General features: G+C 35.5%; 27 protein-coding genes and 5 pseudogenes. 8 read left to right on the forward strand and 24 right to left on the reverse strand.

Features of this window, described 5'->3' with window-relative positions; all coding sequences use genetic code 11:
* Window positions 1-77 precede the first annotated feature (77 nt).
* Window positions 78-1,199, reverse strand: a complete 1,122-nt coding sequence (locus I2E70_RS08975; protein ID WP_195424509.1) for a VanZ family protein — start codon at window positions 1,197-1,199, stop codon at window positions 78-80.
* Window positions 1,200-1,335: 136 nt separating this feature from the next.
* Window positions 1,336-1,932 carry a rhomboid family intramembrane serine protease gene (locus I2E70_RS08980; protein WP_195424512.1) on the reverse strand — a complete coding sequence of 199 codons (597 nt, stop codon included), beginning with the start codon at window positions 1,930-1,932 and terminating at the stop codon, window positions 1,336-1,338.
* A 313-nt stretch (window positions 1,933-2,245) separates the two neighbouring features.
* Between I2E70_RS08980 and I2E70_RS08985 the strand changes: the two genes are divergently transcribed.
* Window positions 2,246-2,449, forward strand: a complete 204-nt coding sequence (locus I2E70_RS08985; RefSeq protein WP_009732209.1) for a CsbD family protein — start codon at window positions 2,246-2,248, stop codon at window positions 2,447-2,449.
* Between the two features lie 236 nt (window positions 2,450-2,685).
* Here I2E70_RS08985 and I2E70_RS08990 read toward each other — a convergent pair.
* From I2E70_RS08990 to I2E70_RS09010, 5 genes and pseudogenes are all read right to left on the reverse strand, one after another.
* Window positions 2,686-3,944: pseudogene (locus I2E70_RS08990) on the reverse strand (lantibiotic transporter).
* A 52-nt stretch (window positions 3,945-3,996) separates the two neighbouring features.
* On the reverse strand, window positions 3,997-4,767 hold the full coding sequence (gene pezT / locus I2E70_RS08995; protein WP_195424514.1) for a type II toxin-antitoxin system toxin PezT: 771 nt from the start codon (window positions 4,765-4,767) through the stop codon (window positions 3,997-3,999).
* Window positions 4,767-5,243 (reverse strand): type II toxin-antitoxin system antitoxin PezA, encoded by a 477-nt coding sequence (gene pezA / locus I2E70_RS09000; protein WP_049475125.1) that lies wholly within the window; start codon window positions 5,241-5,243, stop codon window positions 4,767-4,769. The genes pezT (I2E70_RS08995) and pezA (I2E70_RS09000) overlap by 1 nt, the downstream gene beginning before the upstream one ends.
* Window positions 5,244-5,626: 383 nt before the next feature.
* On the reverse strand, window positions 5,627-6,052 hold the full coding sequence (locus tag I2E70_RS09005; protein WP_049475126.1) for a hypothetical protein: 426 nt from the start codon (window positions 6,050-6,052) through the stop codon (window positions 5,627-5,629).
* Between the two features lie 30 nt (window positions 6,053-6,082).
* Complete coding sequence (locus I2E70_RS09010; RefSeq protein WP_049475127.1) at window positions 6,083-6,325, reverse strand: hypothetical protein; 243 nt, start codon at window positions 6,323-6,325, stop codon at window positions 6,083-6,085.
* Between the two features lie 282 nt (window positions 6,326-6,607).
* Between I2E70_RS09010 and I2E70_RS10690 the strand changes: the two genes are divergently transcribed.
* Both I2E70_RS10690 and I2E70_RS09020 read left to right on the forward strand, forming a co-directional pair.
* Window positions 6,608-7,030: a helix-turn-helix transcriptional regulator gene (locus tag I2E70_RS10690; protein ID WP_195424516.1), complete on the forward strand. Its 423-nt coding sequence runs from the start codon at window positions 6,608-6,610 to the stop codon at window positions 7,028-7,030.
* A 345-nt stretch (window positions 7,031-7,375) separates the two neighbouring features.
* Complete coding sequence (locus I2E70_RS09020; RefSeq protein ID WP_229060293.1) at window positions 7,376-8,578, forward strand: hypothetical protein; 1,203 nt, start codon at window positions 7,376-7,378, stop codon at window positions 8,576-8,578.
* Window positions 8,579-9,381: 803 nt separating this feature from the next.
* Here the strand turns inward: I2E70_RS09020 and I2E70_RS09025 are convergent.
* The 13 genes and pseudogenes from I2E70_RS09025 to I2E70_RS09080 form a co-directional block, all read right to left on the reverse strand.
* Window positions 9,382-10,429 (reverse strand): annotated as a pseudogene (locus tag I2E70_RS09025) (DUF389 domain-containing protein).
* The gene (locus tag I2E70_RS09030) at window positions 10,426-10,749 is read right to left on the reverse strand and encodes a potassium channel family protein (RefSeq protein WP_001253404.1); all 324 of its coding nucleotides are present in this window, start codon (window positions 10,747-10,749) and stop codon (window positions 10,426-10,428) included. Before I2E70_RS09030 ends, I2E70_RS09025 begins: the two are co-directional and overlap by 4 nt.
* Window positions 10,750-10,762: 13 nt before the next feature.
* On the reverse strand, window positions 10,763-11,104 hold the full coding sequence (locus tag I2E70_RS09035; protein WP_000397556.1) for a hypothetical protein: 342 nt from the start codon (window positions 11,102-11,104) through the stop codon (window positions 10,763-10,765).
* Complete coding sequence (locus I2E70_RS09040; RefSeq protein ID WP_004240734.1) at window positions 11,029-11,331, reverse strand: TMEM175 family protein; 303 nt, start codon at window positions 11,329-11,331, stop codon at window positions 11,029-11,031. The genes I2E70_RS09035 and I2E70_RS09040 overlap by 76 nt, the downstream gene beginning before the upstream one ends.
* Before the next feature lie 568 nt (window positions 11,332-11,899).
* The gene (locus I2E70_RS09045) at window positions 11,900-12,184 is read right to left on the reverse strand and encodes a hypothetical protein (protein ID WP_014334291.1); all 285 of its coding nucleotides are present in this window, start codon (window positions 12,182-12,184) and stop codon (window positions 11,900-11,902) included.
* Between the two features lie 69 nt (window positions 12,185-12,253).
* A complete protein-coding gene (locus I2E70_RS10660) occupies window positions 12,254-12,388 on the reverse strand; it encodes a hypothetical protein (RefSeq protein ID WP_003004655.1) in 135 nt (44 codons plus the stop codon).
* A gap of 45 nt (window positions 12,389-12,433) precedes the next feature.
* Window positions 12,434-12,772 (reverse strand): Cd(II)/Zn(II)-sensing metalloregulatory transcriptional regulator CadX, encoded by a 339-nt coding sequence (gene cadX, locus I2E70_RS09050; RefSeq protein WP_000711078.1) that lies wholly within the window; start codon window positions 12,770-12,772, stop codon window positions 12,434-12,436.
* Window positions 12,773-12,783: 11 nt separating this feature from the next.
* Window positions 12,784-13,398 (reverse strand): CadD family cadmium resistance transporter, encoded by a 615-nt coding sequence (locus I2E70_RS09055; RefSeq protein WP_002911684.1) that lies wholly within the window; start codon window positions 13,396-13,398, stop codon window positions 12,784-12,786.
* 299 nt (window positions 13,399-13,697) lie between these two features.
* Complete coding sequence (locus I2E70_RS09060) at window positions 13,698-15,761, reverse strand: heavy metal translocating P-type ATPase (RefSeq protein ID WP_002893754.1); 2,064 nt, start codon at window positions 15,759-15,761, stop codon at window positions 13,698-13,700.
* A 1-nt stretch (window position 15,762) separates the two neighbouring features.
* Entirely contained in the window at window positions 15,763-16,041 is a 279-nt protein-coding gene (locus I2E70_RS09065; RefSeq protein WP_002893755.1) for a DUF6110 family protein, read from the reverse strand.
* Window positions 16,042-16,221: 180 nt separating this feature from the next.
* Window positions 16,222-16,812 (reverse strand): annotated as a pseudogene (locus I2E70_RS09070) (IS256 family transposase); the annotation flags it as partial.
* Between the two features lie 148 nt (window positions 16,813-16,960).
* A pseudogene (locus I2E70_RS10600) lies at window positions 16,961-17,294 on the reverse strand (diacylglycerol kinase family lipid kinase); the annotation flags it as partial.
* 3 nt (window positions 17,295-17,297) lie between these two features.
* Window positions 17,298-17,441: pseudogene (locus I2E70_RS09080) on the reverse strand (IS982 family transposase); the annotation flags it as partial.
* Between the two features lie 350 nt (window positions 17,442-17,791).
* Between I2E70_RS09080 and I2E70_RS09085 the strand changes: the two are divergent.
* Entirely contained in the window at window positions 17,792-18,400 is a 609-nt protein-coding gene (locus I2E70_RS09085) for a DUF1269 domain-containing protein (RefSeq protein ID WP_002893760.1), read from the forward strand.
* A gap of 244 nt (window positions 18,401-18,644) precedes the next feature.
* Complete coding sequence (locus tag I2E70_RS09090) at window positions 18,645-18,866, forward strand: tyrosine-type recombinase/integrase (RefSeq protein ID WP_002893762.1); 222 nt, start codon at window positions 18,645-18,647, stop codon at window positions 18,864-18,866.
* A gap of 390 nt (window positions 18,867-19,256) precedes the next feature.
* On the opposite strand, the gene I2E70_RS09095 is transcribed toward I2E70_RS09090, so the two are convergent.
* The 4 genes from I2E70_RS09095 to pezA (I2E70_RS09110) all read right to left on the reverse strand — a co-directional run bounded on the left by I2E70_RS09095 (window position 19,257) and on the right by pezA (I2E70_RS09110) (window position 21,394).
* On the reverse strand, window positions 19,257-19,628 hold the full coding sequence (locus I2E70_RS09095; protein ID WP_023919365.1) for a type II toxin-antitoxin system death-on-curing family toxin: 372 nt from the start codon (window positions 19,626-19,628) through the stop codon (window positions 19,257-19,259).
* A complete protein-coding gene (locus tag I2E70_RS09100; RefSeq protein WP_023919367.1) occupies window positions 19,625-19,882 on the reverse strand; it encodes a type II toxin-antitoxin system Phd/YefM family antitoxin in 258 nt (85 codons plus the stop codon). Before I2E70_RS09100 ends, I2E70_RS09095 begins: the two co-directional genes overlap by 4 nt.
* Window positions 19,883-20,150: 268 nt before the next feature.
* Complete coding sequence (pezT, locus tag I2E70_RS09105; protein ID WP_023919369.1) at window positions 20,151-20,918, reverse strand: type II toxin-antitoxin system toxin PezT; 768 nt, start codon at window positions 20,916-20,918, stop codon at window positions 20,151-20,153.
* Complete coding sequence (pezA, locus tag I2E70_RS09110) at window positions 20,918-21,394, reverse strand: type II toxin-antitoxin system antitoxin PezA (RefSeq protein ID WP_023919371.1); 477 nt, start codon at window positions 21,392-21,394, stop codon at window positions 20,918-20,920. Before pezA (I2E70_RS09110) ends, pezT (I2E70_RS09105) begins: the two co-directional genes overlap by 1 nt.
* 246 nt (window positions 21,395-21,640) lie before the next feature.
* Between pezA (I2E70_RS09110) and I2E70_RS09115 the strand changes: the two genes are divergently transcribed.
* Genes I2E70_RS09115 through I2E70_RS09125 form a run of 3 tightly spaced genes read left to right on the forward strand, consistent with a single transcriptional unit; the run spans window position 21,641 to window position 23,630 of the window.
* Window positions 21,641-22,204, forward strand: a complete 564-nt coding sequence (locus I2E70_RS09115; RefSeq protein ID WP_023919373.1) for a hypothetical protein — start codon at window positions 21,641-21,643, stop codon at window positions 22,202-22,204.
* Between the two features lie 57 nt (window positions 22,205-22,261).
* Complete coding sequence (locus I2E70_RS09120; protein ID WP_023919374.1) at window positions 22,262-22,639, forward strand: TIR domain-containing protein; 378 nt, start codon at window positions 22,262-22,264, stop codon at window positions 22,637-22,639.
* A 10-nt stretch (window positions 22,640-22,649) separates the two neighbouring features.
* Window positions 22,650-23,630: a caspase family protein gene (locus tag I2E70_RS09125; RefSeq protein ID WP_023919376.1), complete on the forward strand. Its 981-nt coding sequence runs from the start codon at window positions 22,650-22,652 to the stop codon at window positions 23,628-23,630.
* Window positions 23,631-23,637 lie beyond the last annotated feature (7 nt).

A 23,637-nucleotide genomic window follows, 5' to 3' on the forward strand; every position in this document is an offset into this window, starting at 1 on the left:
ACAGCCCTACTCAACTGTGCGGAGGTGAGACGACGAAATCGAATTCTAACGAATTACCGATTTCTGTCCCACTCTCTCTATTTTGACGATTCAGTTTCATCTTTTAAGAGCTCTTTCTTCACGCGCACCGTACTCTCATACTCAGCCCCAGCTAGACGATCAAAGGGAAAGCGACGATTGAGCAAGACGATAGCAAGAGTGAGAATCAGGTACAATAAAAGCATAAAGAAGAGCAATAAAATCATAGACAGGGTTAAGAGGGAATTGTCCGTCAAATCGCTATTCAAGAGCGAAATCAAAGAGAACAACCCTTGAGGAATCAGATAGAAATAACCTACTACTAGAATCCCCCGCCAGATGGTGCGAAGCCATTTTTGCTTGTCAAAATGCAAGCGGAATTTCAATAAAGCCATTCCCAAGGTTTTACCCCGCCACAAAGGAATCAAGGCAAAATAAACAGCCAAAACCGCTACATAAGGAACCGTCTCTAAACGCTCGATTACCGCGTAAAGCAAGGATAGCATCACAAAGTCGATCAAGAAGGCAAGACCCATCCGGAAACCAGACACTCTCGTTCCTACTCGGAAAGAATGTTCGTCAATTTCGTCTCGTGTCGGCAATAACCAAACCAGGAACCAACCAAGCAGATAACCCACTCCACCACCAGTGGTATTTTGAATAATATCATCGACATCTGCTAGGCGGTAAGGGCCCGGATACATAAAATAGAGACCTGATAACTGGGTCAACTCCAAAAAGAAACTAAAGAGGGCTGTCAGGAGAATCGTTTTCTTAAAACCACACTTGAAATAATAGCGTAGATACATCCCAAAAGGAATCAACATTAGGACATTAAAGGCAGGCACATAAAAAGTTGGATGCTTAAGGGCTTGAATCCAAGTACCAGTCTGCACTAAATCAAAGGGGCTCTCCTTGAAAAAATCCACTACAAAAGCAAAAGGTTGGAGATTGACCATTTCCGAGTAGCTAGTATGAATCTTACTTGGATCTGGCAGAGGCAAGATCACCAAGAAATAGACCGTCATCAAGTAAAGCATAAAAGAATAGAAAATCAGCACCCGCAATTTATTGACCGAACCATATTTTCGATAATTCAAAATCATGTAGGGCAAGGTCAGCAAAAATGCCAGGAAAGGAAAGAGCTGAACAGCTGTTTTAATTGTAGAAATATAGCCCATTGTGTCTCCTTTTTACACTTATAAAATCACCCTTTGCACAATGACAAAAGGTGATTTTTCATTGATATAGAGTATTATACGGCGCAGTGAGGGCAGAGTCAAGGAAGGAAGATGAAAATCTCGCTTAAGAGCTAGCTTAATAGTTACTTCTCCCCTTCAAGCTGTTACTTCCAATAAAGACCAATAGATAACTGGCAATCCCTGAAAGATGCAGCCAAGTCGAGATCCAGCCGGTGATGGCCGGTAAGAGCATGAAGTCAGATAGAAAAACTAAGAATAGATAAAACCATTTTACGGAGAGTGAATACTCTTTCCACATATTTGGCAGGAGCAGGACTCCCCCGGTTACAAAGGCATAGCCTACAGCAGAGATCCCTGTTGCCTGAATGTCCTGCCCCTGCGTTAGGAGGTGAAAAACGATGGAAGAGAGAGCTGTCGCCGTCACAAAAACAATCAAGACTTGCCTGGATCCTCTTTTCCTTTCTAACAGTCCACCAAAAGGAAAGACCATGAGTCCATTTAAAATCAAATGGACCCATAAAAACCAGACAGGGGCTCCTTTACTTCCATGCATCAAGGTCCCACTGACATATTGCCAAGCATAGACTGGCTTCGAATGAAAGGCCAACAGGTCATACATAGCATCCCCAAAAAAGGAATTCAACAGGCCGAGCAACAAACAAGTTAAAGACAAAGTACTGACAACGGGGTAGGTTTTGAGGATTCTTTTCATGTTTCTCTTCTCTTTTTCAAAAAATAGCGTTACGATGTATCCATTCACGACCATTATACCATTTATTTTATTGGAGATAGAAAACTTTTTGTCTTCTTTCGTTTCAAATCTTTGCTGGAAAGTCTGAATGTCGTGACCTATTAGTCGATCATTATTCAGACCTCATCCCTATTATTAGAACACCGTAGCGAATATTTGACTTTCCATTTCAGAGGGTATATACTTATATTAATCTGAACTAAATAGTTTTAATTTTTTAAATGAACTGTCTTCAATTCAGATTAAAAACTATTTACTTAACGGAGGTGGCGCTATGTCATTAGAAGATAAATTAAACCAAGTTAAAGGTTCTGTTAAGGAAGGTCTCGGTAAAGTAACTGGCGACACAAAAACAGAAGCTGAAGGCGTTGCTGAAAAAGTTGCATCAAAAGCTAAAGAAGTTGCTGAAGATGCAAAAGAAGCTGTTGAAGGAGCTATCAAGGGCGTGAAGAATATCCTTCACAAAGACGATAAATAATCCTTAAAGTTCTAAAACCACCCTATTTTCTATAGTCCTATTTGACTAGGGAAGATAGGGTGGTTTTTTGTTTGCTTCTGATTCAATTAGGTAAACAAAAAACACCTGAAAGGTGCTTCTTGGGCATATTATCACTCTTTTGAATTGACAATTTCAAATCCCAGCCTTGCTAATATTAGCAACATACTGAATCGGCTATCGAACAGATAGGTGGAGTTGGGCCAATTAAAATTTTCTTATGCCGTCATCTCTACTTTTTTAAATGTATATAGAAATGCTAGCAAGACTAACACCATATACACTACTGCTATGTAATTAGAAGGTAGATAGATGACTAAGGTCGAAAACAATAATCTAGAGACAACATCCCCCATTTGGAAGTAGGTTACCATTCCTCCAAATATAGTCGCCAATTTCGTTTCATCTATATGATTAAATATGATTGCGCCCATTTTAGGGTTTAAGGCACTAACGAATACACTCGAAAGAAAGGATGCGAATAGCAATAAATAAATATTTTGGTAGTAAAACACAACAAATGAAAGCAAAACAGTCATTAAATTCATTTTTAGCAAAGTTCCTATGGAGAGACTTTTAAATCTTTTACTAATCAGAATGAAAGCACCTCCTAAAATCCCTCCAGCAACCGTACTAATACCTAAAAGTGAGATAGTGGTTGCTGTATTCATAATGGTCAGAGCAGAACCTTTAGAAAGATTGACGACAACTAATGGTGTGAGAATCGCTAAGCTTCCATTAAGAATCGGTATCACAAGTAGGGCAGCCTTCATATGACTAATGCTAAACAGATGCTTAATGGAGAGTTTTAAGTTTGACATGATCTCAGAAAACAAAGTTTTGAAATGAAATGTTGAGCTCGTGCTAGATGAGGTTTGATCGTCATAATCAATTTGATGTTTGATCACTAGCATGATGAACAAACTAATCGCAAAGGTCAGAGAATTGATAAGAGCTAAGTGAAAGAAACTAAGAATCGTGATCAAAAACGCTCCCAATGATTGATTGACAATATTCATTGTTGACGTTACCGTCTGCCTAAAGGCCATCGCCTCTTCTCTCTCTGATTTTTCTACAATTCGATTCGAAATTGGGTAGAAAAGACCATTTTCAAATTGTCCCAGTGTATCTGAGACAAGATTAACCATACTAGCAAGTATGACGACCATAATAGATGCCTTAAAATTCATCACCATAGCCACTAATAAATACAAACCGACCCGTATCCACAACGTTTTAATAATGGTCTCAACTTTATTCATCGTTCTATCTGCAATAATTCCAAAAAATACTGTAAATAAGATCGGGATCGTTTCTGATAGATTGATGATTGAAACAGCCAGATTACTGTCTTACTGTCTTTCAGCTCCGTCACATAGGTCATGAGAGCTATAAAATATAAGGTATCCCCAAAATTTGATATCAGATCTGAAAGCAGAACTTTTAAATATAGCTGATTTTTTAAAATTTTTCTCATACGTCTCCCTTACAGTGCAGCTTAAATCCTCGCTGTATAAAAAGATTCTCTCTTACTTTTTAGTCTCCGTATTGAACTCCTTCAACCGTTCTTGTCCCAACTTCAACATTTCTTCCTCCACTTTAGTCCATTTCCCGAAGAGGCATTCTTGTAGAACTTCTGCTGCTGAGGTTTGATCTACTTGCGAATCATAAACGCACGATTGATCTCTTTGGTAAATTTGAATTTGTCTAAAAAGCTGATCCTTTTCCAACTCCCGTAAATTCTCAACCAAATGTTCAACAATTCCATCATGGTGTGCTTTAGGAGTTGCTCTGGCTTGACGAGGATTTATAACATAGAGCTCTTCATAACGTATCAAAGTGCTGAGATAGGACAATTCAGGCTTGGTCGCAATCAGTGCTAGTGAGACTTGGTAACCTCTAGTTGTCAATAATTGTGCCGTTTTTCGAGGAACTTCTGTTGTTCTTAAGGTGCCCTCGATTAACAAATGATAACCTTGTTTACTCAATTCATCTACGAGATATTCAACCATCCGACCCGCAAATACTTTAGTATAATCCACACTATCTTTTCCATACTTTTCCTGTAGGCCAAGGTAGTTCGGATGAAAAGAGCGATAACTATCTCCATCAATGATAATGAGATTCCCTTGAAATTCCCTTTGTTTCACACGATGAATTGTTGTTTTCCCAGCACCACTCTGTCCACCTAGCAAGATAGCCTTGGGCTGAGACGAAGTTGTTTTACCACGAGTTAAAGAACGAACGAGTCGTTTGGAGGCTCGTTCAAAATCACCTTGACTAAATTCATCTAGTTTCATTAGGCCACCACCAGATGACTGGCTTGTTCTAGCATCCGTTCGATGCCATCCAAATAGCCATTGTATCGCTCTACTTCCTCAAAAGTCCCCACAAGATAAATCTTCGTGTTCAGTAAATCAGACAAATCATCGCTCATTAGAATCCAAGGATTAGAAGTATCATCAAATACAATTCCTTGTTCATCTTGAAAACGATAAAGTTGCGCTAAGATATTCGCCCCTCGTTCTTTAATTACTTCAATTTTCAGAGTGAGCTGGTAATCTTCCACTGGCGTGAGCATCTTTTCCTCTCCTACAATATCGATATAGGAAACATTAAATTTCTGACAAATACGATCTATTAAGTCTGTCGAAACTGAACTTGTCCCGTTTTCATAACGACTCAGGCTATTTCGAGAGATGCCAACAATCTTTGCGAACTCAGGCTGGGTTAGGTCATGTGTTTTACGTAACGCTTTAATATTTTCTCCGATCATGAGGGTCCTCCTTAAATTATTTCCTATTATAGCACAAAAAGGTAAAATGCACCAATTTTGGTGCGCGAAAATACAGATAGCCCCTATAAAAAATAGGATTATTGCAGATTTAGAGAATGACGACTACAACATAAAAACACTTTAAAGTACTACTATCATGTTATTTTCTATCATTTTTTATTTTAAGACAAAAAAAGACATCCAAGAGAGTTCTCTTGAATGTCTGTATACGTTGATAGTATCGTTTTGATTATCGTTTTGAGAATTGTGATACTTTACGAGTTCTGATAAGACATGGTCTGATAGGAATTATTTTAGTTCAACTAAAAACATAGCAATAAAACATATTGACCTTTTTTATACTCTATGATTTATTTTTCATCTTATAATTCTAACCCAAATTCTAACGGATGATCATTACGATATTGTTCCTTGTCTTGATCAGTCCCACCTCTTACATAAGTTCTACCATCTCGATGATATGGATGAACGTCCGGAGATTTTCTTTCATCAGGATAGTTGATAGTTTTAGTTTCATCTTCCAAAATCATACCATTAGAAATTAAATCACTTGATGATTGACTCTGATCTTCATCTTCTAAATTGTTGTTACACTCATAATTAGCCTGGGTAACATAAGCTACTGCAACTACTCCAACCACTACAGTTGCTATAGACAACACGGATTTTAAAACAATTTCAGGATTTTCTTTTACCCATTTCAGGCGATCCCTTCCAGAATCTAAAACATTATTACCTATTGTTTTTGATTTAATCAGAGCACGGTCTTTTATTTTCTTAATATCCATTGATATATCTCTTTCCTAACTTTTATTTTTTTATTCTGTTACTCTTATTGAGTTAACCACAACATAGGAATTGATCAATCCAATTTTATGTTTTTTATTTAGCAAATTCACGCATTCAGAGAAACTAAAATTATTCTCCTTTATAAATTCTATTTCTTCCCCGCCATTCTTAATCATATAATCTGCAAATTTTGATGCAATAATATATCTTCTAACAACTAAATAGATCAGTCCCAAAACCAACACAATATTAAGTATTACTTGTAAATCCATTATGACTTTCCTCCTACAATGGCACGGCAGGGTATACACTACCTCAAAAAACTCCTGGTCATGTGTCTGACACAGAATCTAGAACAAACATATGACTCACTTTATTTTTAATAAGTTAATCATAACTTTATTCCTCACTTTCTTAAGAATACCGATATTATAGTCCGCTAATTTTATTTTGTCAAGTATTTTTTATCTAAATTATAATTTTGACCAAAACAATGCTTTTTTATGGTCCAAATTTCTGTTATAATGTAAATACAGAATTGTAGGTGTCGTGAAATGAAAAAAGAAAAATATCCCTCAAATGAGAAAACAAGACAAATACTGCAAGACAATTTAAAGTCTATCAGAGAAATCTTAAATTGGACAAGTGCAGATTTAGGTGATCTTATTGGTGTCACTAAACAAACCATTAGTAATTTAGAAACAAAGAATAGCAAACTAACCAAACTACACTATATTGCAATACGAACAGTAGTTGATTTTGAAATTGAAAAACTAAAATCAACTGACTATGATCGAGCCGAGCGTGCTTGCATGCTATTAGAAGTATTGTCCAAAGCCGAAGAAGAAAATCTAGATTTTGATGAAATCTCTCAAGCTTCTAAATTAATTGTATCCTCAAAATCTGCTGTTACTGCAGGGAAAATAATTGGTGCACTAATACCGCTACTTTTGGTTGGTTTCGCCAAAAAGAAATAGAAATTATTATTGAATACTGAATAGTATCTCCAAACAGCAAGCTACTCTATCATTTGTAACTCACTATAGGTAAGAGAGTAGCTTGTTTGTATTTTATAAGAGTGAATGAATTATTAAAATTCTTATATATTCTTGAAAATAATAAAAGTTCGCAGAGTTTTTAAAGCACTAAGGAGTCAATCTTCTTCAAGCGTCCAAGAATAAAATCCTTCAGTCGATTTCATTTATTATAGGACATTCAAATTATTTCATCGCCAAATATCTTTTGATATATTCTATTTTATTTTTATAAGAAACCCTTTATAACGTGTTATAATTAAACAAATAAGTCTCAAAGGTGAAATTATGAACGATGTTGCAAATACGAATAAAGATGAGTATGAATTAATTGAAAATAATCTATTAGCCTTCAGTCTATTTAAATCTGAAGAAGATAAAAAAACGACTGATATATTTGCAATAAGCAGTCCTTTTGAATATGCCTTACCTAAGTTAATTGACAATAATACATCGCTAAATTTAGCAAATATCATTGATATCAATGGGGAACCACTATTTAATTTTATTGATAAACATCTTAATCCCAAGCCTAAAGTATATGATAAAAAGAATGATAATTTTTACGAATTAGATTTTGCTAGTCTTTCAGAAAAAACAAAAAAGAATCTAGAAAATGGTACCTTTAAAGTAGGAAACTCCAAAAAAATTGATGGTAATTATAGAGCTGTCATTGTTGATACGACAAAAAATAATGTCCGTGTTGAAGATGTTACATTAAAAAAAGTAGAGAAAAAAAGCAACAACACTGACGATTCCTCCAGAGTTGATTTATCAACCCAAGTTCAACTAAAACAGATTTATGATCTACTTTTAGATATGAAAGCTAGTCAAGAATTTCAAATTAACTGGGATAGAAATAATAGCATCTTACCTCCATTCTTCTCTGCTAGAACAAAAGTTTTACAGGCACTAAACACTGTCTCCTTAGACGAAAAAATTCATCTTTTGAATGAAGCAAATACTTATATGGAAGATTCTGTCAGTGCAATTAAAGCTGATTTGATCTCCAATAAAGAGGAAATAATTAAGAGAACTAAACAAGTAGATTATTTATATGATTCATTAAAAAGACATGCTGACTTTATACTCAACGATACAGAAATAATGACAAAAATAGTTGGTATGCAGCTTTACATTGATTTAAGCTTAAATAATAAAGCAATGGCTCTCGAACGCCTTACTTCTTATAACGGAGTAATGGAATTACTCACTCAACCAGATATAACAACCAATAGAGGTTTACTACTTAACTTATTACAAAAGATTCCTCGTATAAATAGAGCTAAGTGGTTAAAATATTCAGATAAAATTAGCCTATTAGAACTTATCAACAGTCATTATAAATACGGAAAGAATGATATTGATTTATTTATAAATCTACAAGAAAAGCTTCATGAAGCAAATGATACAAATAATACTTTTCTAACAAATTTAGAAAATAAAAAATTGGAGATTGGGGATAAAAGTGATGTCCGAGAATCAAATTAGTCAAAAACGTAAATGTAAGTTCTGTCGTAAAACAATAACTGATAAAAGGTTAGTTCCTGTTTGTGATAGATGTAAAAGTAATGGAAAAAAAGGAAGCGGAGTGCTTTTAGGAGCTACTTTAGCCTTCACCATTAATATAATAAAAAAACGCTTCTAACAGAGTAGTATTTACTCTGTTCAGATTGAAGACAAAGTTCATTTTGGACTATTTTCTTCAATCTTTTTCTTTTGCTATAATATATCTTTAAAATGAAAAAATTTATGTTATTGCAATTGTTAATACCAAAGATAAAGTCGATCAGACTGTAGGTGATATTGCATTTCGTAGCTTAAAAAAGTGATGGTGGAAATTTTGGTGGAAATTATCTCTTTTTGCATCAAAAAAGACATCCAAGAAATAATTCTTGAATGTCTGTAAACGTTGATATAAACGTATTGATTAACGTTTTGAGAATTGTGATGCTTTACGAGCTTTCTTAAGACCTGGTTTGGAAAGTATGAATTTCAGTTGGACTAAAAACAGCGTAATATCAAGACTTTTCTCCGCTTTTATAAAAGCGTTTTTCCAATCAAATTCAACTAATTTTATCTAAATGGTGTGGATTTTACCCCCAAAATTACAGAGAATGGAGCTGATAAACACTAAACGTTCACACCATTAGTTAAATGATTTTTTTCATCATTTTTCTTAGATGATAGAACTTCTAATTTATTTCTTATTCAAGCAAAAACAACCTGCTATAAGTAAGAAAGAGGAAGATACAAGAAAAACACGGCGTAAAAACCGATTCAGTTCATTGTCCTCAATCCTTGTCTGCTTCATTTTCTTTTACGAGATCGTTTTGTGAATCTTTTTCAGAGAGTTTTTGATCAATATACTTGTCAATGTTTTCATAAAATTCCTTGGTCGCTTCACTATCTAATGTTGGCGAGTTCTGAACTTGATTCACTTTCAATTGAACAGATTGAATACCGTAAGAGGCTTGTTTTTGGTGGAGTGTTTCTAATTCTTCTTCTGAAATCGGATCTCCAACAACCGTCAAGACCAATTCATTGTTACTTGACTTGTAGACTTGATTAATAACCGTATAATTGGCGAACTCTTTTCCTACAAACTGTTTGATCCCTTCTTTGCACGCTTGTTCTATTGTCAGAGTAACTGCCGAATAGCTAGCTGGAAGAATCAACAATACAATCAAAGAAATCAAGCCAATTCTCATTTTAATGCTCAGCTCTTTAAATGAAGTTAAAGGAGATTTTCTCATCAAAATTCTTGTTCCAACAATGTTGGCTAGCATGATAAAGACACAGTTGATCAAGAAAAGATAGAGAGCCCAATAAAAATCGTACATTCCCATTAGCTAAACCATAGCCAGCAGTACAGATAGGCGGCATCAAAGCTGTAGCAATGGCTACTCCTGGCACGATATTGTTTGCTTCTTTTTTCCTTGAACCGATCACACCAGCAATCCCACCAGCAATAGCAATGAGAACATCCCAAATGGTTGGAGAGGTTCGTGCGATCAACTCGCTACTTGCATAAGACAAGGGAGAAATCCAGAAATACAGAGTCGAGACAAGCAAACTGACCAACACTTGAGTCAATAAAACCTCTAGAGATTGCTTGATTAAACGCGTATCAAAAATAGCTAAACCGAATCCCAGTCCAACAATCGGTGTCATGAGAGGTGAAATTAACATGGCTCCAATAATAACAGCTGTTGAATTCATATTTAGACCGATAGAGGCAATAAAAATTGCACACATCAAAATCGCTGTATCTCTCAATCGAACATGAAGGTCATCGTATAATTTCTCACGGTATTCCCGTGTTGAATAATTGGCAGTCATTTGTCCTCTCCTCTTTCCTTATTTAAATCGGTATAATAATTAATAATAACAGCTGATAAACAGCCAAAAAATATGAGCCCATAAATCGTCAAGAAGACACTGGTAATCCTTCCAATCAAGGTCACAGCTAGGAGATCCCCGTAGCCGACAGTCGTCGAAGTCACAAAAGCATACCAAAGACCGTCTCCGTAATTTGTGATAGCAGGTTCAACTAGGAAAAGCACGCCTCCTGACCCAAAAACAAAGGTCACAAAACTCAGAGCAAACCGAGTAAAACCCGTAACCTGTATAATATGCCATAACATTTTTAAACGTCTCATTTGTTCTCCTTATTCATACTAGCTCCTGACCGAGCCGTTTTTTCCAATAATCAAAGTGAAGATAGGACATGATCTCCATCAGAGAAAGATAGACAAACTGATAGATCTGATTTAAGCTGATTATCAACTGATATTGTTTGAAAAATGACTGGAAGAAAGACCAGATATGACTGTCTTGAATCAGTCCCTTCTTAACATCAGACAGGATATTAGCTAAAGCTCCCAAGGACTGAAACGGTAAATCCTTGACATTTATATAGATCCGGTCCACCACATCATTCAGACTGGTATCTTGGATGGCATGAAATTCTCCAAAGAGAACTCCTGCCGCTCCAAGAGTAGAAACAAATTCCACCAAATAATTTCTGAGGAAATTTTCTCAACCTTTTCCCATAATGTGTTTAGTGCCATCCATAACGATCCCAACCAGAAAAAGGAAAGAAAACAAGCAAAGAAATTTTGCCGTAAATCCCAAAAAGCTTCAAGACTTGGTGTTGTTGGTTTTTCTAACTCTAAAATCAAGATGGTCATAATAATTGCTAGAACAGCATCTGTCAATACAATTAATCTGTCTTTCTTCATCGGATTGCATCCCCTTTCTTTTTTGTAACATTCTATCTTATCGCATAATATTGGATATTCTTTCATAATCCGACTACAAACAAAAATAAACCAAAAAGTCTGTCCCTATTATGCTATATTTAACTCTAGAAGTATTCATCCATCTAATTAATAAATATATCATATTTCACAATAAATGAATACTATCAAAGATTCATCCCCTTTCACTTCATCATTTAGTGTTGCTTAGATTTATCAAAAACAACCAAATTTGTATTAATTTCAAGTATCACCTAGTTACAAAAATTTGGGGTGAACAGAAAAAGCATCCCGTATTTTTGATACGAAATGCTTTCAATAAGTTTAAATAAGTTTTAACGTTTACTAAATTGTGATGCTTTACGAGCTTTTTTCAAGCCTGGTTTGGAAAGTATGGATTTCAGTTGGACTAAAAACAGCGTAATATCAAGGATTTTCTGAACAATATCTACTTTTTAATTTCATAAAATCTGAATCAATATTTTTAAAATAGGGAATAGTTTAGGTCTCTAAGCATTAAAATAATACACCTAACTTTGGTCACCGTTTTTTAGTTATTCACTCTTTTTTCGGATAGTGTTTTTAAAGTTATGATGTAAAATGCCGCAATTAAAACACTATACATCATAATCGGAGGATAGAGAATTAAGGACAGAATCAATCCCACTCCTTTAATTATTAGGTCAGGTATCAATAACTTCCTATATTGTGCGGTAGCTTCAAGTAATTCTTTCTGATCTATATTGGGTTTATCAATTACTTTATGTAAAAACCAGTTTGCTACCGTTGAAACAATAACGATCAGTCCATAAAAGAGCTGTGCCGTATGATTCATGAAATGACTACTAACTATTCCAGTAGCATAGGACATAAATGAAACAAAAAATAAAAGATACAAATCCTTTCAAATTCCTCCCTTTTCAACTTGGCTAACTTGACCTGCATTACCTAGGTCGCTTTGCTTTAAATTATACTTTTTTCTTAAACATTTGCTACGAGCAGGTCTTTCTTGTGAGTAATTTTCATCAAAAAATTTCATAGATAAGTCCTATATATAATCATGGAAAAGTAGTAAAAATAGTTGTTATCCTAGTTGATTAAAAAAATCTCTGATTTCCTCATCTTTTATAAAATAATATATAATTTTCCCCTCTCTTCTAGTGTCCAAGATGTTTTGATTGGCTAGTTTACGAAGGTGGTGGGAGGCAGATGCCATACTGAGATTTAATAAACAGGCTATATCGCAGACACAGAGTTCTTCGACGGCAAGGAGATAAAAGATGATATTTATCTGTTTATTATCGGTAAATTTTGATAAAATGCGAAGTGATTTTTGGACTTTTTCCTTTTCAAGGTAGTTCGTTGCGGTTGTAACATTTTGTTGATTTATAACATCCACTTGACAGATACTATCTTTTTTCATAATTTTTTCTCCTAGCCTAACACAGCCCATAGCATGTCAAAGCTGTTGTTTTCAATCAGGATATACATCCCCAATCCTAAATAGACAACGGCAATAAACCATCTGCTATATTTTTCCAAAGTTTCCCCAACAGAAGGGACTTGTGCTAATTTTTGGGCAGAAAAAACCAAGAGATAAATCATGACTAGAAAAGTAAGTAAAGTCACTATCAAATTCGCTAAATTTAAGGTGGTAAAATATGGGACAAAAACACCAATATTGTCAGCGCCACAACTTGCAAAAGTAATCATAGCGACTAGAAAAATCAGGTTTTTATTGTCTTTTCGCAAACCATCTTTTGCAATAGCTTCTCCATCAGAATCTCCTAAAAGCAAAACTTTGAGGCCTAGGAAAATTGGAATCAAACCGAGTAAACCTAAAATCTCTTTACTAGGAATATAATTTAAGACAAATGCAAAAAGCAAACTTAGGAATATTAGACTAACAGAGCCTAGAAATTGTCCTAAATAGATGTTAATGATGTCCTTTCTGCTTTTTCTTTTGGCAAAAAATAACATTAGGATAATAAGTAAGTCTACGGCTGTCCCAGAATACAGGATTATTGAAGTAACAATATTTTGAATCATAAAACACCTCATTCAAATATATTTTTGAATGTATTCTAACATTAACCTTTGTAGATGTCAACTTAAAATCCACCAATTAATAATTGCATGTCAATATTTGTATTGTGAAACTAGTTTCAGAAATATATAGTCTTAAAGTATGTCCACTGCCAATGGTTTTTTCAATATTTAAAAGGAGAGAACCAATTTGGTCCTCTCCAGGGTATAATTTTCCATCAACCCACTACAGTTGACAAAGAGCCGTTATTCTCAAATGAGACAACTCCTTTTAGTTTTTATAACCTCAGCTTCTCGGTCTCTTACCTACTTTTAATAGAAAGACTACGAAGGACGATTCTTAAAGTAGTCAGATTGTGCAATATCGAAAGATTAGATGGGCTTAACCAATTTAACAACCCAAATCCAATTAAACTTCCATTTATTACAACTGTTTCTTGAATATTTCTTTGAATTAATTTCTGCAACGATTCAGATAAAGAATTCAATTCCTCGAAGAAATCTAAACGATTATCTAATAATAAAATATCACTCATCTGCTTAGAAATATCAGCACTTTCATTCATCACAACCCCAATATCTGCAAGCGTCAAGGCAGCAGAGTCGTTTAACCCGTCTCCAACCATCAAAATAGTTCGGCCAGCTTTCTGTAATTCCTGAACCAACTGAAACTTACCATCTGGTTTTAAATCAGTATAAACGTTGTCAAATGGCAGATCTTTAACCAACTCTTCTGTTCTAGCCAACGTATCACCAGTTGCCAGAATCAGTTTTTTCCCTTGGCGCTTTAGCTTTTTCAATGCAACTTTCGCCTCGCTTCTCAAGGGAGTGTGGATACAAAACATCCCAATTAATTCTTTCTTATAAGCCAAAAACAATAAATTGTAATGAGTCTTATATTGCTCAATCAAGGCCAGCTGCTCAGAACTAATTCTTACCTGTTCGTCTTGCATTAGTACATAATTTCCAATGACAACCGATTGACCATCAATTTGCGATTTAATCCCTTTGCTTGCAACATACTGAAGCTTGCCATGCATTTCTTCGTGTTCAATGCCTTCAATTTCAGCTTGTTTAACAATTGCATTGGCAATAGGATGATAGATATGTTCCTCCAAACATGCACTTATTCTTAAAATATCTTTCTCAGTATAATCTCCGAAAGGAAGAACCTTTTCAACCAAAGGATAACTCGTCGTGATGGTACCCGTTTTATCAAACAAGAAAGTATCCACTTCCAGATATTTTTCTAATACATCACCATCTTTAATAACCATTTCTCGATTTAGACCTTCCTTTATGGCCGTAAGGTAGGCTACAGGTGTGGATATTTTTAGAGCACATGAAAAATCCACCAATAAAAAGGAAATGGCTTTTGAAAACGAACCTGTTAACAGATAAGTCAAACCAGCACCTAAGAAGTTATATTTTACAACCTTGTCTGCCATCCTAATAAAATGACGTTGTTTTGTCTTCTTACTCTCTTCAGATTTTTTCATCAGATTGATGAGTTGCAAAATACGACTGTTTATCTGATTATCAGTCACACGAATTCTTAACTCTCCTGTTTCCAAAACAGTATTCGCACATACAGAATCTCCCTCTTTCTTTTCAACAGGGAAGCTCTCTCCAGTCAAGGAACTCTCATTGACCATGCCTAATCCTGAAACCACTTGGCCGTCAAACAAGATTTCATTCCCTTGGGAGACAACTAATACATCACCTACTTGAACATCAGAACTCTTGATGCTGATGACCATGTCTCCCCGCACTAAGAAAACATCACTTTCTTTAGCAAGAAGGCTTTGTTCCAAATCTGTTGCTGTTTTTTTTAAAGACCACTGATCCAGATGATTACCCAAATCAAGCATAAACATGATGTTGCTAGCTGTCTTGGATTGGTTCATAAACAAGGACAACAAAATGGCCGAACAGTCCAAGACCTCCATGGTTAGTTCCTTGCGCGCTAAAGTTTGATAGGCTTCTTTGACATAACCCAAAGCCTGATAACAAGTCCAAATATAACGAATAGGGTAGGGTACAAAACTTCGAAACAGCAAACGCTTAATCGCTGCACCCGATACAATTGAATAAGCACTCTCTTCTCTACGAATGGGAAGAGTCATCAAGTCCGAAACTTTCCCCTTGTCAATTTTTTTTAAAAAGGCCTCTGCATTTTCTAATACAGAGAAGCCTTCTTTCATACGTAGAGTAAAGTGCTGCTGATCCATATAAAACTGAATAGAGTCGATCCCTTTTTCATCTTTAGCCAAGGAACGAAGATAATCTTGAATATCCAAGGTCAGTGAAAACGAGGACGATAATCGGATATGTTGATATCCTCTGTGTAGCACTTTAAAAGACATATTATTCACCTGTCAGGCTATCTAATTGTTCTTCTTTCTTTTCCTGTTCGTATAAATATTTAGCGTCTTGTAAAACATCATCACCGTGTTGTTTTACAACAGAAACAGATGCATCCAGTCCATCTTTCAATTTGTAAGCTTTAGCCAAGGCCTTAGAATAGCCTTTCTTAGCTTCTTTACTTGCTAAGACTTTCAAGCCAAGCGTCCCAAATGCTACCCCTCCTAAGAAGAGAGATGATTTTTTCGCAACTTTTGCGACGTTTAATACTTCTTTTAACATGTTTATTTCCTCCTTGTAACTATTGTAGCGAAAAATGACAGCAAAAGCAATTGCTGATATCTGATATATAGATAAAATTCTCTATACTGATATTTAATTATATTATGATGAAAACAATATACTTTATTTTTTGATACTGTCAATAATTATGTGTAAACACTTAAGTAGAGTTACGGAGTGTTAATTAAATAAGCTTTCAAGTGTATCAGAACATTGACCAAACCCTTTATGGATTCGTTGACTTTGCTTGAAATTATAATCTTCAAACAACGTAACTAAGTAACGTTCCAGAGCCTCCTCATTAGGAAAAAGAACCTTCTTTTTCGTTTGATGTTTGATTTCTTTGTTAAGAGACTCAATGAGGTTTGTCGAATACATGCTGTGCCAAATCTGGTAGGGAAACTGATAAAAAGTTAAAAGATTATCCGTCTTCTCCAGACTTTCCATGACTTTCCTATACTTTGGTTTCCATTCGGCGAGAAAGTCCTCTAAAGCTTGTCCTGCCATTTCTAAATTTTCAGCACGATAAATCATTATAAATTGCCCCAGAATAACCGCTCTATCTGCTCGTTTCACTTTACTAGCTAGATTTCGACTAATATGAATTAAGCAACATTGTTGTTTAGCTAATGGGTGAGCCTGACTGATAATCTGCTCAAGCCCCTTAAAGCCATCTGTAACTACAAGAGAAATCTGTTGGATTCCTTGGTTTTGAAGCTTGTCTAACAGGGTGGACCAAGAAGCATTGTTTTCTTGAGGCAACTGTGCATAGCATATCTCTATGCGACTAAAGTCGCTAGAGCTATCCTAATTGCGCACCGCCAGTTCTCATAGAAAAAAACACCTTGCAAGATGCAAAGTGTTTTCGTTTGTATTCTGCTGTCCAGCAACGAATTAACGTTTAGAGAACTGGCTAGCTTTACGAGCCTTTTTCAAGCCTGTTTTCTAGTATTTTTATATCTATTGGCAGATTATCCGACTTATCCCCATCAACATCTGACTCTAACTCAACCTCTGAAGAAATCCTAATATTGCGTACTTTGATATATTCGATATTATTGTTACCTACTAGATCCCCTTTTTAATAAATCTGGGATAGCCGATAATTTAGAAATGATGGATGAATCCTTTAAAATCAAGATATTTCCATATTCATCTGTATTTTCATCAAATAGTTTTTTGTCTGCATAGTAATTGGATAGAAGAACTAAGACCTGAGTAGCTTCACCTTCATAATTGCCATTTTTGCTTTCAAAAGGTAATAATTGCTTGTTCATAGCTTGGCGAATCAGTTGCACCAGCCAAATTAATTGTCTTGACCGACGAATAAAGCGACTTCTTTCAAGGATTCGACCATAAGGAAACAGTTGGCAGATTCTATAAAAGTGTCGATGTGATTCGGCACGCTCATCAGACTCGCTACACAGAGCTGGTACATAATATCTGCTATAATTTTCTGGAAGATTTGGTCAAGCGGTCTTTTAGCCGTGTGACAGGCATACAGGAAAAACACTATTTATTTACTTTTTGCACGGGAGGCTTTAAGATGTTGCTGGACGCCTTTCTTGATAATCACTCAGAGTCGCCAGAGTGTCTGGGCTGGGATATGGCAAAGATATACCGCTGCCTGAAACTGTTCTTTGACGCTGATAAACGCGACATATCAATTAAAATGTCGCACTAAAATGATTGAAAAGTGATTGAAACTGTATTATAATGAACGTATATATTTAGAAAAGAGGTACTAACTATGGAAAACCTAGTAGTTTCAGTCTTTAACACTGAAAGCGAAGCTTATCAGTCCTTTGCGGATTTGAAGGCTTTCCGCCAAACTCAGACGACCAAGGTTGCTCAAATCGCCTTGGTCAAAAATGAAAACGGTCACATCGTTGAAAAAGAACGCTATGACTTTGAAGATTCAACGACGGATGCAACCCTAGAAGGTGGCTTGCTCGGTGCAGTTATCGGGCTTTTGGGTGGTCCTATCGGCGTCTTGTTTGGTTATGGTATTGGCAGCCTCTATGGTTTGGCTGCTGGTGATACCGTTGATACGGCAGAAGCTGGCTTGATTGACGTTGTGTCTCAAAAATTGATCGACGGCGAAACAGCCGTTGTCGCCTTGGTGCAAGAAAACAACGAAGCAGTCATCGATGCTTACTTCACCAAGTACGACACCCAAATCGTGCGTTGGGATGTAGCAACCGTCGTAGCCGAAATCGAAGCAGCTCTGCAAGTCCAAGAAGACCTCTACAACCAGGCACGTGCACAAATGAAGGCTGAACGTAAAGCCGAACGCAAGGCTAAACTTGAAGAATTCAAGGCAAATGTCAAAGCAAAATTTGACAAATTGAAAGCCTAACGTCTAAGCGTCTCATAAATTTAAATGTGACTGAGACGCCATTTAAAATTTATGTGCGTCGGATTCTCACAGTTAAATAATTGCGTTGACAAAGCCGTTACAGCCGTTCTTCCATTCTTTGAAAAGAATGTTTAATAGACAAGAAATCTGGACTAGTATTGGTCTGGATTTTTTTGTGAATATAGAGGTCATAGCTTTTTGACTATGCTTCGTTATAATTAGAAAAATTTTAAGTTTTATCAAGATGAAATCAGTCAGACGAAGACATCCCGAATTAGCACCAGCATCACCACACAAACTAAGACATACTGGTGCTACTCTTGCTAAACAAGCAGGTGTTTCTCTTGAAGCCTTCTCAGAAGCTCTTACTCATAGTGATAAAGAGATTACAAAAACTTACGTTAATATCAAAGATAAAGTCAATCAGACTGTAGGTGATATTGCTTTTCGTAGTTTAAAAAATTGATGGGGTGAATATGGGGTGAATTTTGGGGTGAACTTTGATTTTTTGAAACAAAAAAGACATCCAAGAAATAATTCTTGAATGTCTGTAAACGTTGATATAATCGTATTGATTAACGTTTTGAGAATTGTGATGCTTTACGAGCTTTCTTAAGACCTGGTTGGAAACACTTCTATTTGAATACGTTTCAAAATGCGCTTAAAATCAATGTTTTCTCACGTTTTCAGAAAGAACAATTTCATCTAATTTGAATAACTTTCATTTGAATGGTGTGAATTTTACACTAAAAATACACGAATTGAGCTAGATTTTACCAAAAAGTTCACACCATTATTACCTTCGAATCATTAAAAAATAAAGCAAGTAATTTTTAATAGTCACTTGCTTTTTGTATCAATGACTTTTTACAAAATCTAAAATATCTTCGTAGGTTAATTCTGATGCCGCTACACCCAATCCGAGATGAACCAACTCTTCATCAGTACAATCAAGCATAATATCGTTAAGTTCTAGTAGCACAAGCATTACAAAAATACCAATGCGCTTATTTCCATCTAAAAAAGCGTGATTCTTAATCAAAGAATAACAAAGCCTAGATGCCTTTTCTTCAATAGTTGGATATTGATCAACTCCAAAATAAGTGTCAAAAACATTCGAAAGCGAGGCCTCAACTAACCCCTTGTCTCGTACACCATCCATTCCTCCCGTAGATATAATCAATTGACTATGTAAGGCAACAACCTGTTCAACGGTTAATCGCTTCATTTAGCTAATTCCTTCAAGGCTTCTAGGTGGCGTGACAAGATAGAGCTTGCCACCTCGTCAACACTAGCTTGATCTGCAACAACAGCTTCTGTCTGTTCTACTTGAACCAAGGTGTTATAGTCAACTAAAACATATTTAGGTTTATTGTTTTTCAAAATAACAGCTGTACCCTTACTATCAACCATACGAGCAACTTTAGAGAAATTCTGATTTGCCTCCGTGATTGGAATTAAATTTTCAAGATTAATTTGCATTGTCATCGCCTCCTTTTGTTTATCATACCATTATTAAGCAACAAAAGCAAAAATATAGGATGGATTTATCCTATATTAAGTGAAATAACTTAGTAATTTGAGGGGGGGTTTAGATCTTGCGTACGGTAAATGAGAATACTTTCATGCTCAACTATAGTAAAATGATGGCAGCTCATAAGACTTCCTTTCGTAACTAGTTCGTTCAATTCTATTTTACTAGAAAATCTTATGAGCTTTTATTATCATGTACTCATAAATTAACCCTTCGTCACTTATCAATTTCCTCCAGCTCTCTCAACCGTTCCTGTCCCAACTTCAACATCTCTTCCTCCACTTTACTCCATTTTCCGAAGAGGCATTCTTGTAAAACTTCTGCCGCTGAGGTTTCGTCTACTTGCGAATCATAAACACACGATTGATCTCTTTGATAAATTTGAATTTGATTAAAAATCTTATCATTTTCCAACTCTCGTAAGTTATCAACTAAATGTTCTACAATTCCATCATGGTGTGCTTTAGGAGTTGCTCTAGCTTGACTAGGATTTATAGCATAGAGCTCTTCATAACGTATCAAGGTGCTGAGATAGGACAATTCCGGCTTGGTCGCAATCAGTGCAAGTGAGACTTGGTAACCTCTAATTGCCAATAATTGTGCCGTTTTTCTAGGAACTTCTGTTGTTCTCAAGGTGCCCTCGATTAACAAATGATAACCTTGTTTACTCAATTCATCTACGAGATATTCAACCATTTTTCCCGCAAACACTTTGGTATAATCCACACTATCTTTGCCATACTTTTCCTGTAGGCCAAGGTAGTTCGGATGAAAAGAGCGATAACTATCTCCATCAATGATAATGATATTACCTTGAAATTCCCTTTGTTTAATACGATGAATCGTTGTTTTCCCAGCACCACTCTGTCCACCTAGCAAGATAGCCTTGGGCTGAGAAGAAGTTGTTTTACCACGAGTTAAAGAACGAACGAGTCGTCTGGATGCTCGTTCAAAATCATCTTGACTAAATTCTTCTAGTTTCATTAAGCCACCACCAGATGAGTTGCTTGTTCTAGCATCCGTTCAATGCCATCCAAATAGCCATTATATCGCTCTACTTCATCAAAAGTCCCCACAAGATAAATCTTCGTGTTCAGCAAATCAGATAAATCATCGCTCATTAGAACCCAAGGATTAGAAGTATCATCATATGAAATACCTAGCTCATCTTGAAAACGATAAAGTTGCGCTAAGATATTCGCCCCTCGTTCTTTAATCACTTCAATTTTCAGGGTCAACTGGTAATCTTCTACTGGTGTGAGCATCTTTTCCTCCCCTACGATATCGATATAGGAAACATTAAATTTCTGGCAGATACGATCTATTAATTCTGTCGAAACTGAACTTATCCCGTTTTCATAACGACTTAGGCTATTTCGAGAGATACCAACAATCTTTGCGAACTCAGGCTGGGTTAGATCATGTGTTTTACGTAACGCTTTAATATTTTCTCCGATCATGAAGGTCCTCCTTTTATTTATTTCTATTATAGCACAAAATTTAGAAACGCACCAAAAATGGTGCGTTGTTATGGCTGAGAGATAAAATGTCACACATTCAATTATTGAAGAAAAAATCACTATAAGGCTGTTCAAAAGTCTTTGAGAGTATAAAAAATAAGAAAGCTACAATTGAAAACATATTAGAGATAGGAATCTATGGTATACTAGTGATAATAAATAGTTATCGGTAGGAGATTGATGAATATGACAAATAAAAAAATAAGAGTATTTTTAAGCAGACCTAATCCATTTACGAATGAGCAACAATACTTTATAGATAAACTAAAGAGTACTCTAGAGAACTATAATATAGAAAGCATAACTCTACAAGCAAAGGATTATTCTCCCTATGAATCATTATCTGCTTTAAATGAAATGATAAAAAGATGCTATGGTATGGTTATCTTAGCTTTCGGTCATACGTATATTCAATCTGGAGTTTTAAAAAAGGGAGCAATTCAAGATAAAAAGTTTTTTGAATCTGACGAACAGTCGTTAGATGGGAAATGGATTACTAGTTCGTTTTGCCAAATTGAAGGTGCTATGGCGATCTCAAATAATATTCCTATTCTAATCATTAAGCAAAAAAATTTGCGAATTGATGGCATTCTAAAAGATGATAAAAAAATTGTATCTGTATCAGATTTTTCATTGGATGATAAGACACAAATTGACTCTTTCTTCGAACAAATTTTAGAGAAAGAAATATATTGTTGGAAAAAATCATTGGAAGAAATATTTAATACAATTGAGGGAAATATCGTATAGCATACTTTCTAATGTGATATAATACAAACAAAAATACTTTTAAAGGGAGGTATTTAGATGAAAAGAATCTTTATAAGTTTTGCCATTGAGGATGAAAATTTACGAGATTTTCTAAGGGGCCAATCAAGAAATACAAACTCTCCATTTGAATTTGTGGATATGTCTGTTAAACAACCTTGGGATTCTCAATGGAAAACTAAATGTAGAACAAGAATTAGAGGGTGTGACGGTATGATTTCTATCATTACTAGGAATACCAAGAAAGCAGATGGGCAAATTTGGGAAATGAACTGTGCTATAGATGAGGGGATACCACTACTTGCAATTTATGGGAACAAAGATCATATTGGTGCGACGATTCCAAATGAATGTGGCTATCTTCCTGTAGTAGATTGGAATTGGGAAAAGATTAGCGCTTGGATAAAACAATTGTGAGGTATAATTTATGTTAAAAAACAAGGCATTAATTGTTGGTATCGATGCATATTCTCAGGCTCCGTTAGGGGGGTGTACTAATGATGCAGAGGAGATAGCGAAATTATTGGAGGAGAACGAGGATGGTTCCCCTAATTTCAGTGTTAAGCTAAAACTTAATATACAAACAAAAGCAGAGTTATTGGAGGACCTTCATTCTTTATTTAAAGAAGGAGAATCTGACATTGCACTCTTTTATTTCTCAGGACATGGGACAGATGAGATGGCTGGTCAAATCGTAACACCAGATTTTAATGGCTATGATATGGGAATTTCTATGAATGATATACTTCGACTAGCAAACACTTCAAAAAGTCGAAATAAAATTATCATCTTAGATTGTTGTTATTCTGGAAAGTTAGGAGATTGTAGTCCTATAGACTCATCGAATACCATGATTGGAAAAGGTGTTACTATTCTAACAGCCAGCGATCGTGATGAGGTTGCTATTGAGGATGGAATAACTGGTCATGGTGTGTTTACTGAATTACTAATTCAGGGGCTAAAAGGTGGAGCAGCAGATGTTAGCGGGAATATCACTCCTGCTAGTTTATATTCTTTTGTTGATCAGTCACTTGGAGTATGGGAACAAAGGCCGCTATTTAAAACAAATATAACAGGATTTTTACCTATCAGAACTGTTGAAGCTAAAGTATCAAAAAAGGTGCTACGAAAACTTCATCAATATTTTCCAGAAGCTACTTCAGAATTTCAATTAGATCCATCATTTGAATTTACCAATACTCCTGAAGTAACTCATGAATATAAAGAACCTTTCGCGAAAGAAGAAAATGTTGGTAAATTTAAAGAGTTACAGCTTTATGAAAGCGTAGGTTTGATCGAACCTGTTGGAGAGGAGCATATGTACTTTGCTGCTATGAATAGTAAGTCTTGCCGTTTGACACCACTAGGTTTACATTATTGGAAATTATCAAGAGATAAAAGATTTTAAAAAGGGA

Source organism: Streptococcus parasanguinis, from assembly GCF_015556095.1.
Classification (GTDB): Bacteria; Bacillota; Bacilli; order Lactobacillales; family Streptococcaceae; genus Streptococcus; species Streptococcus parasanguinis_Q.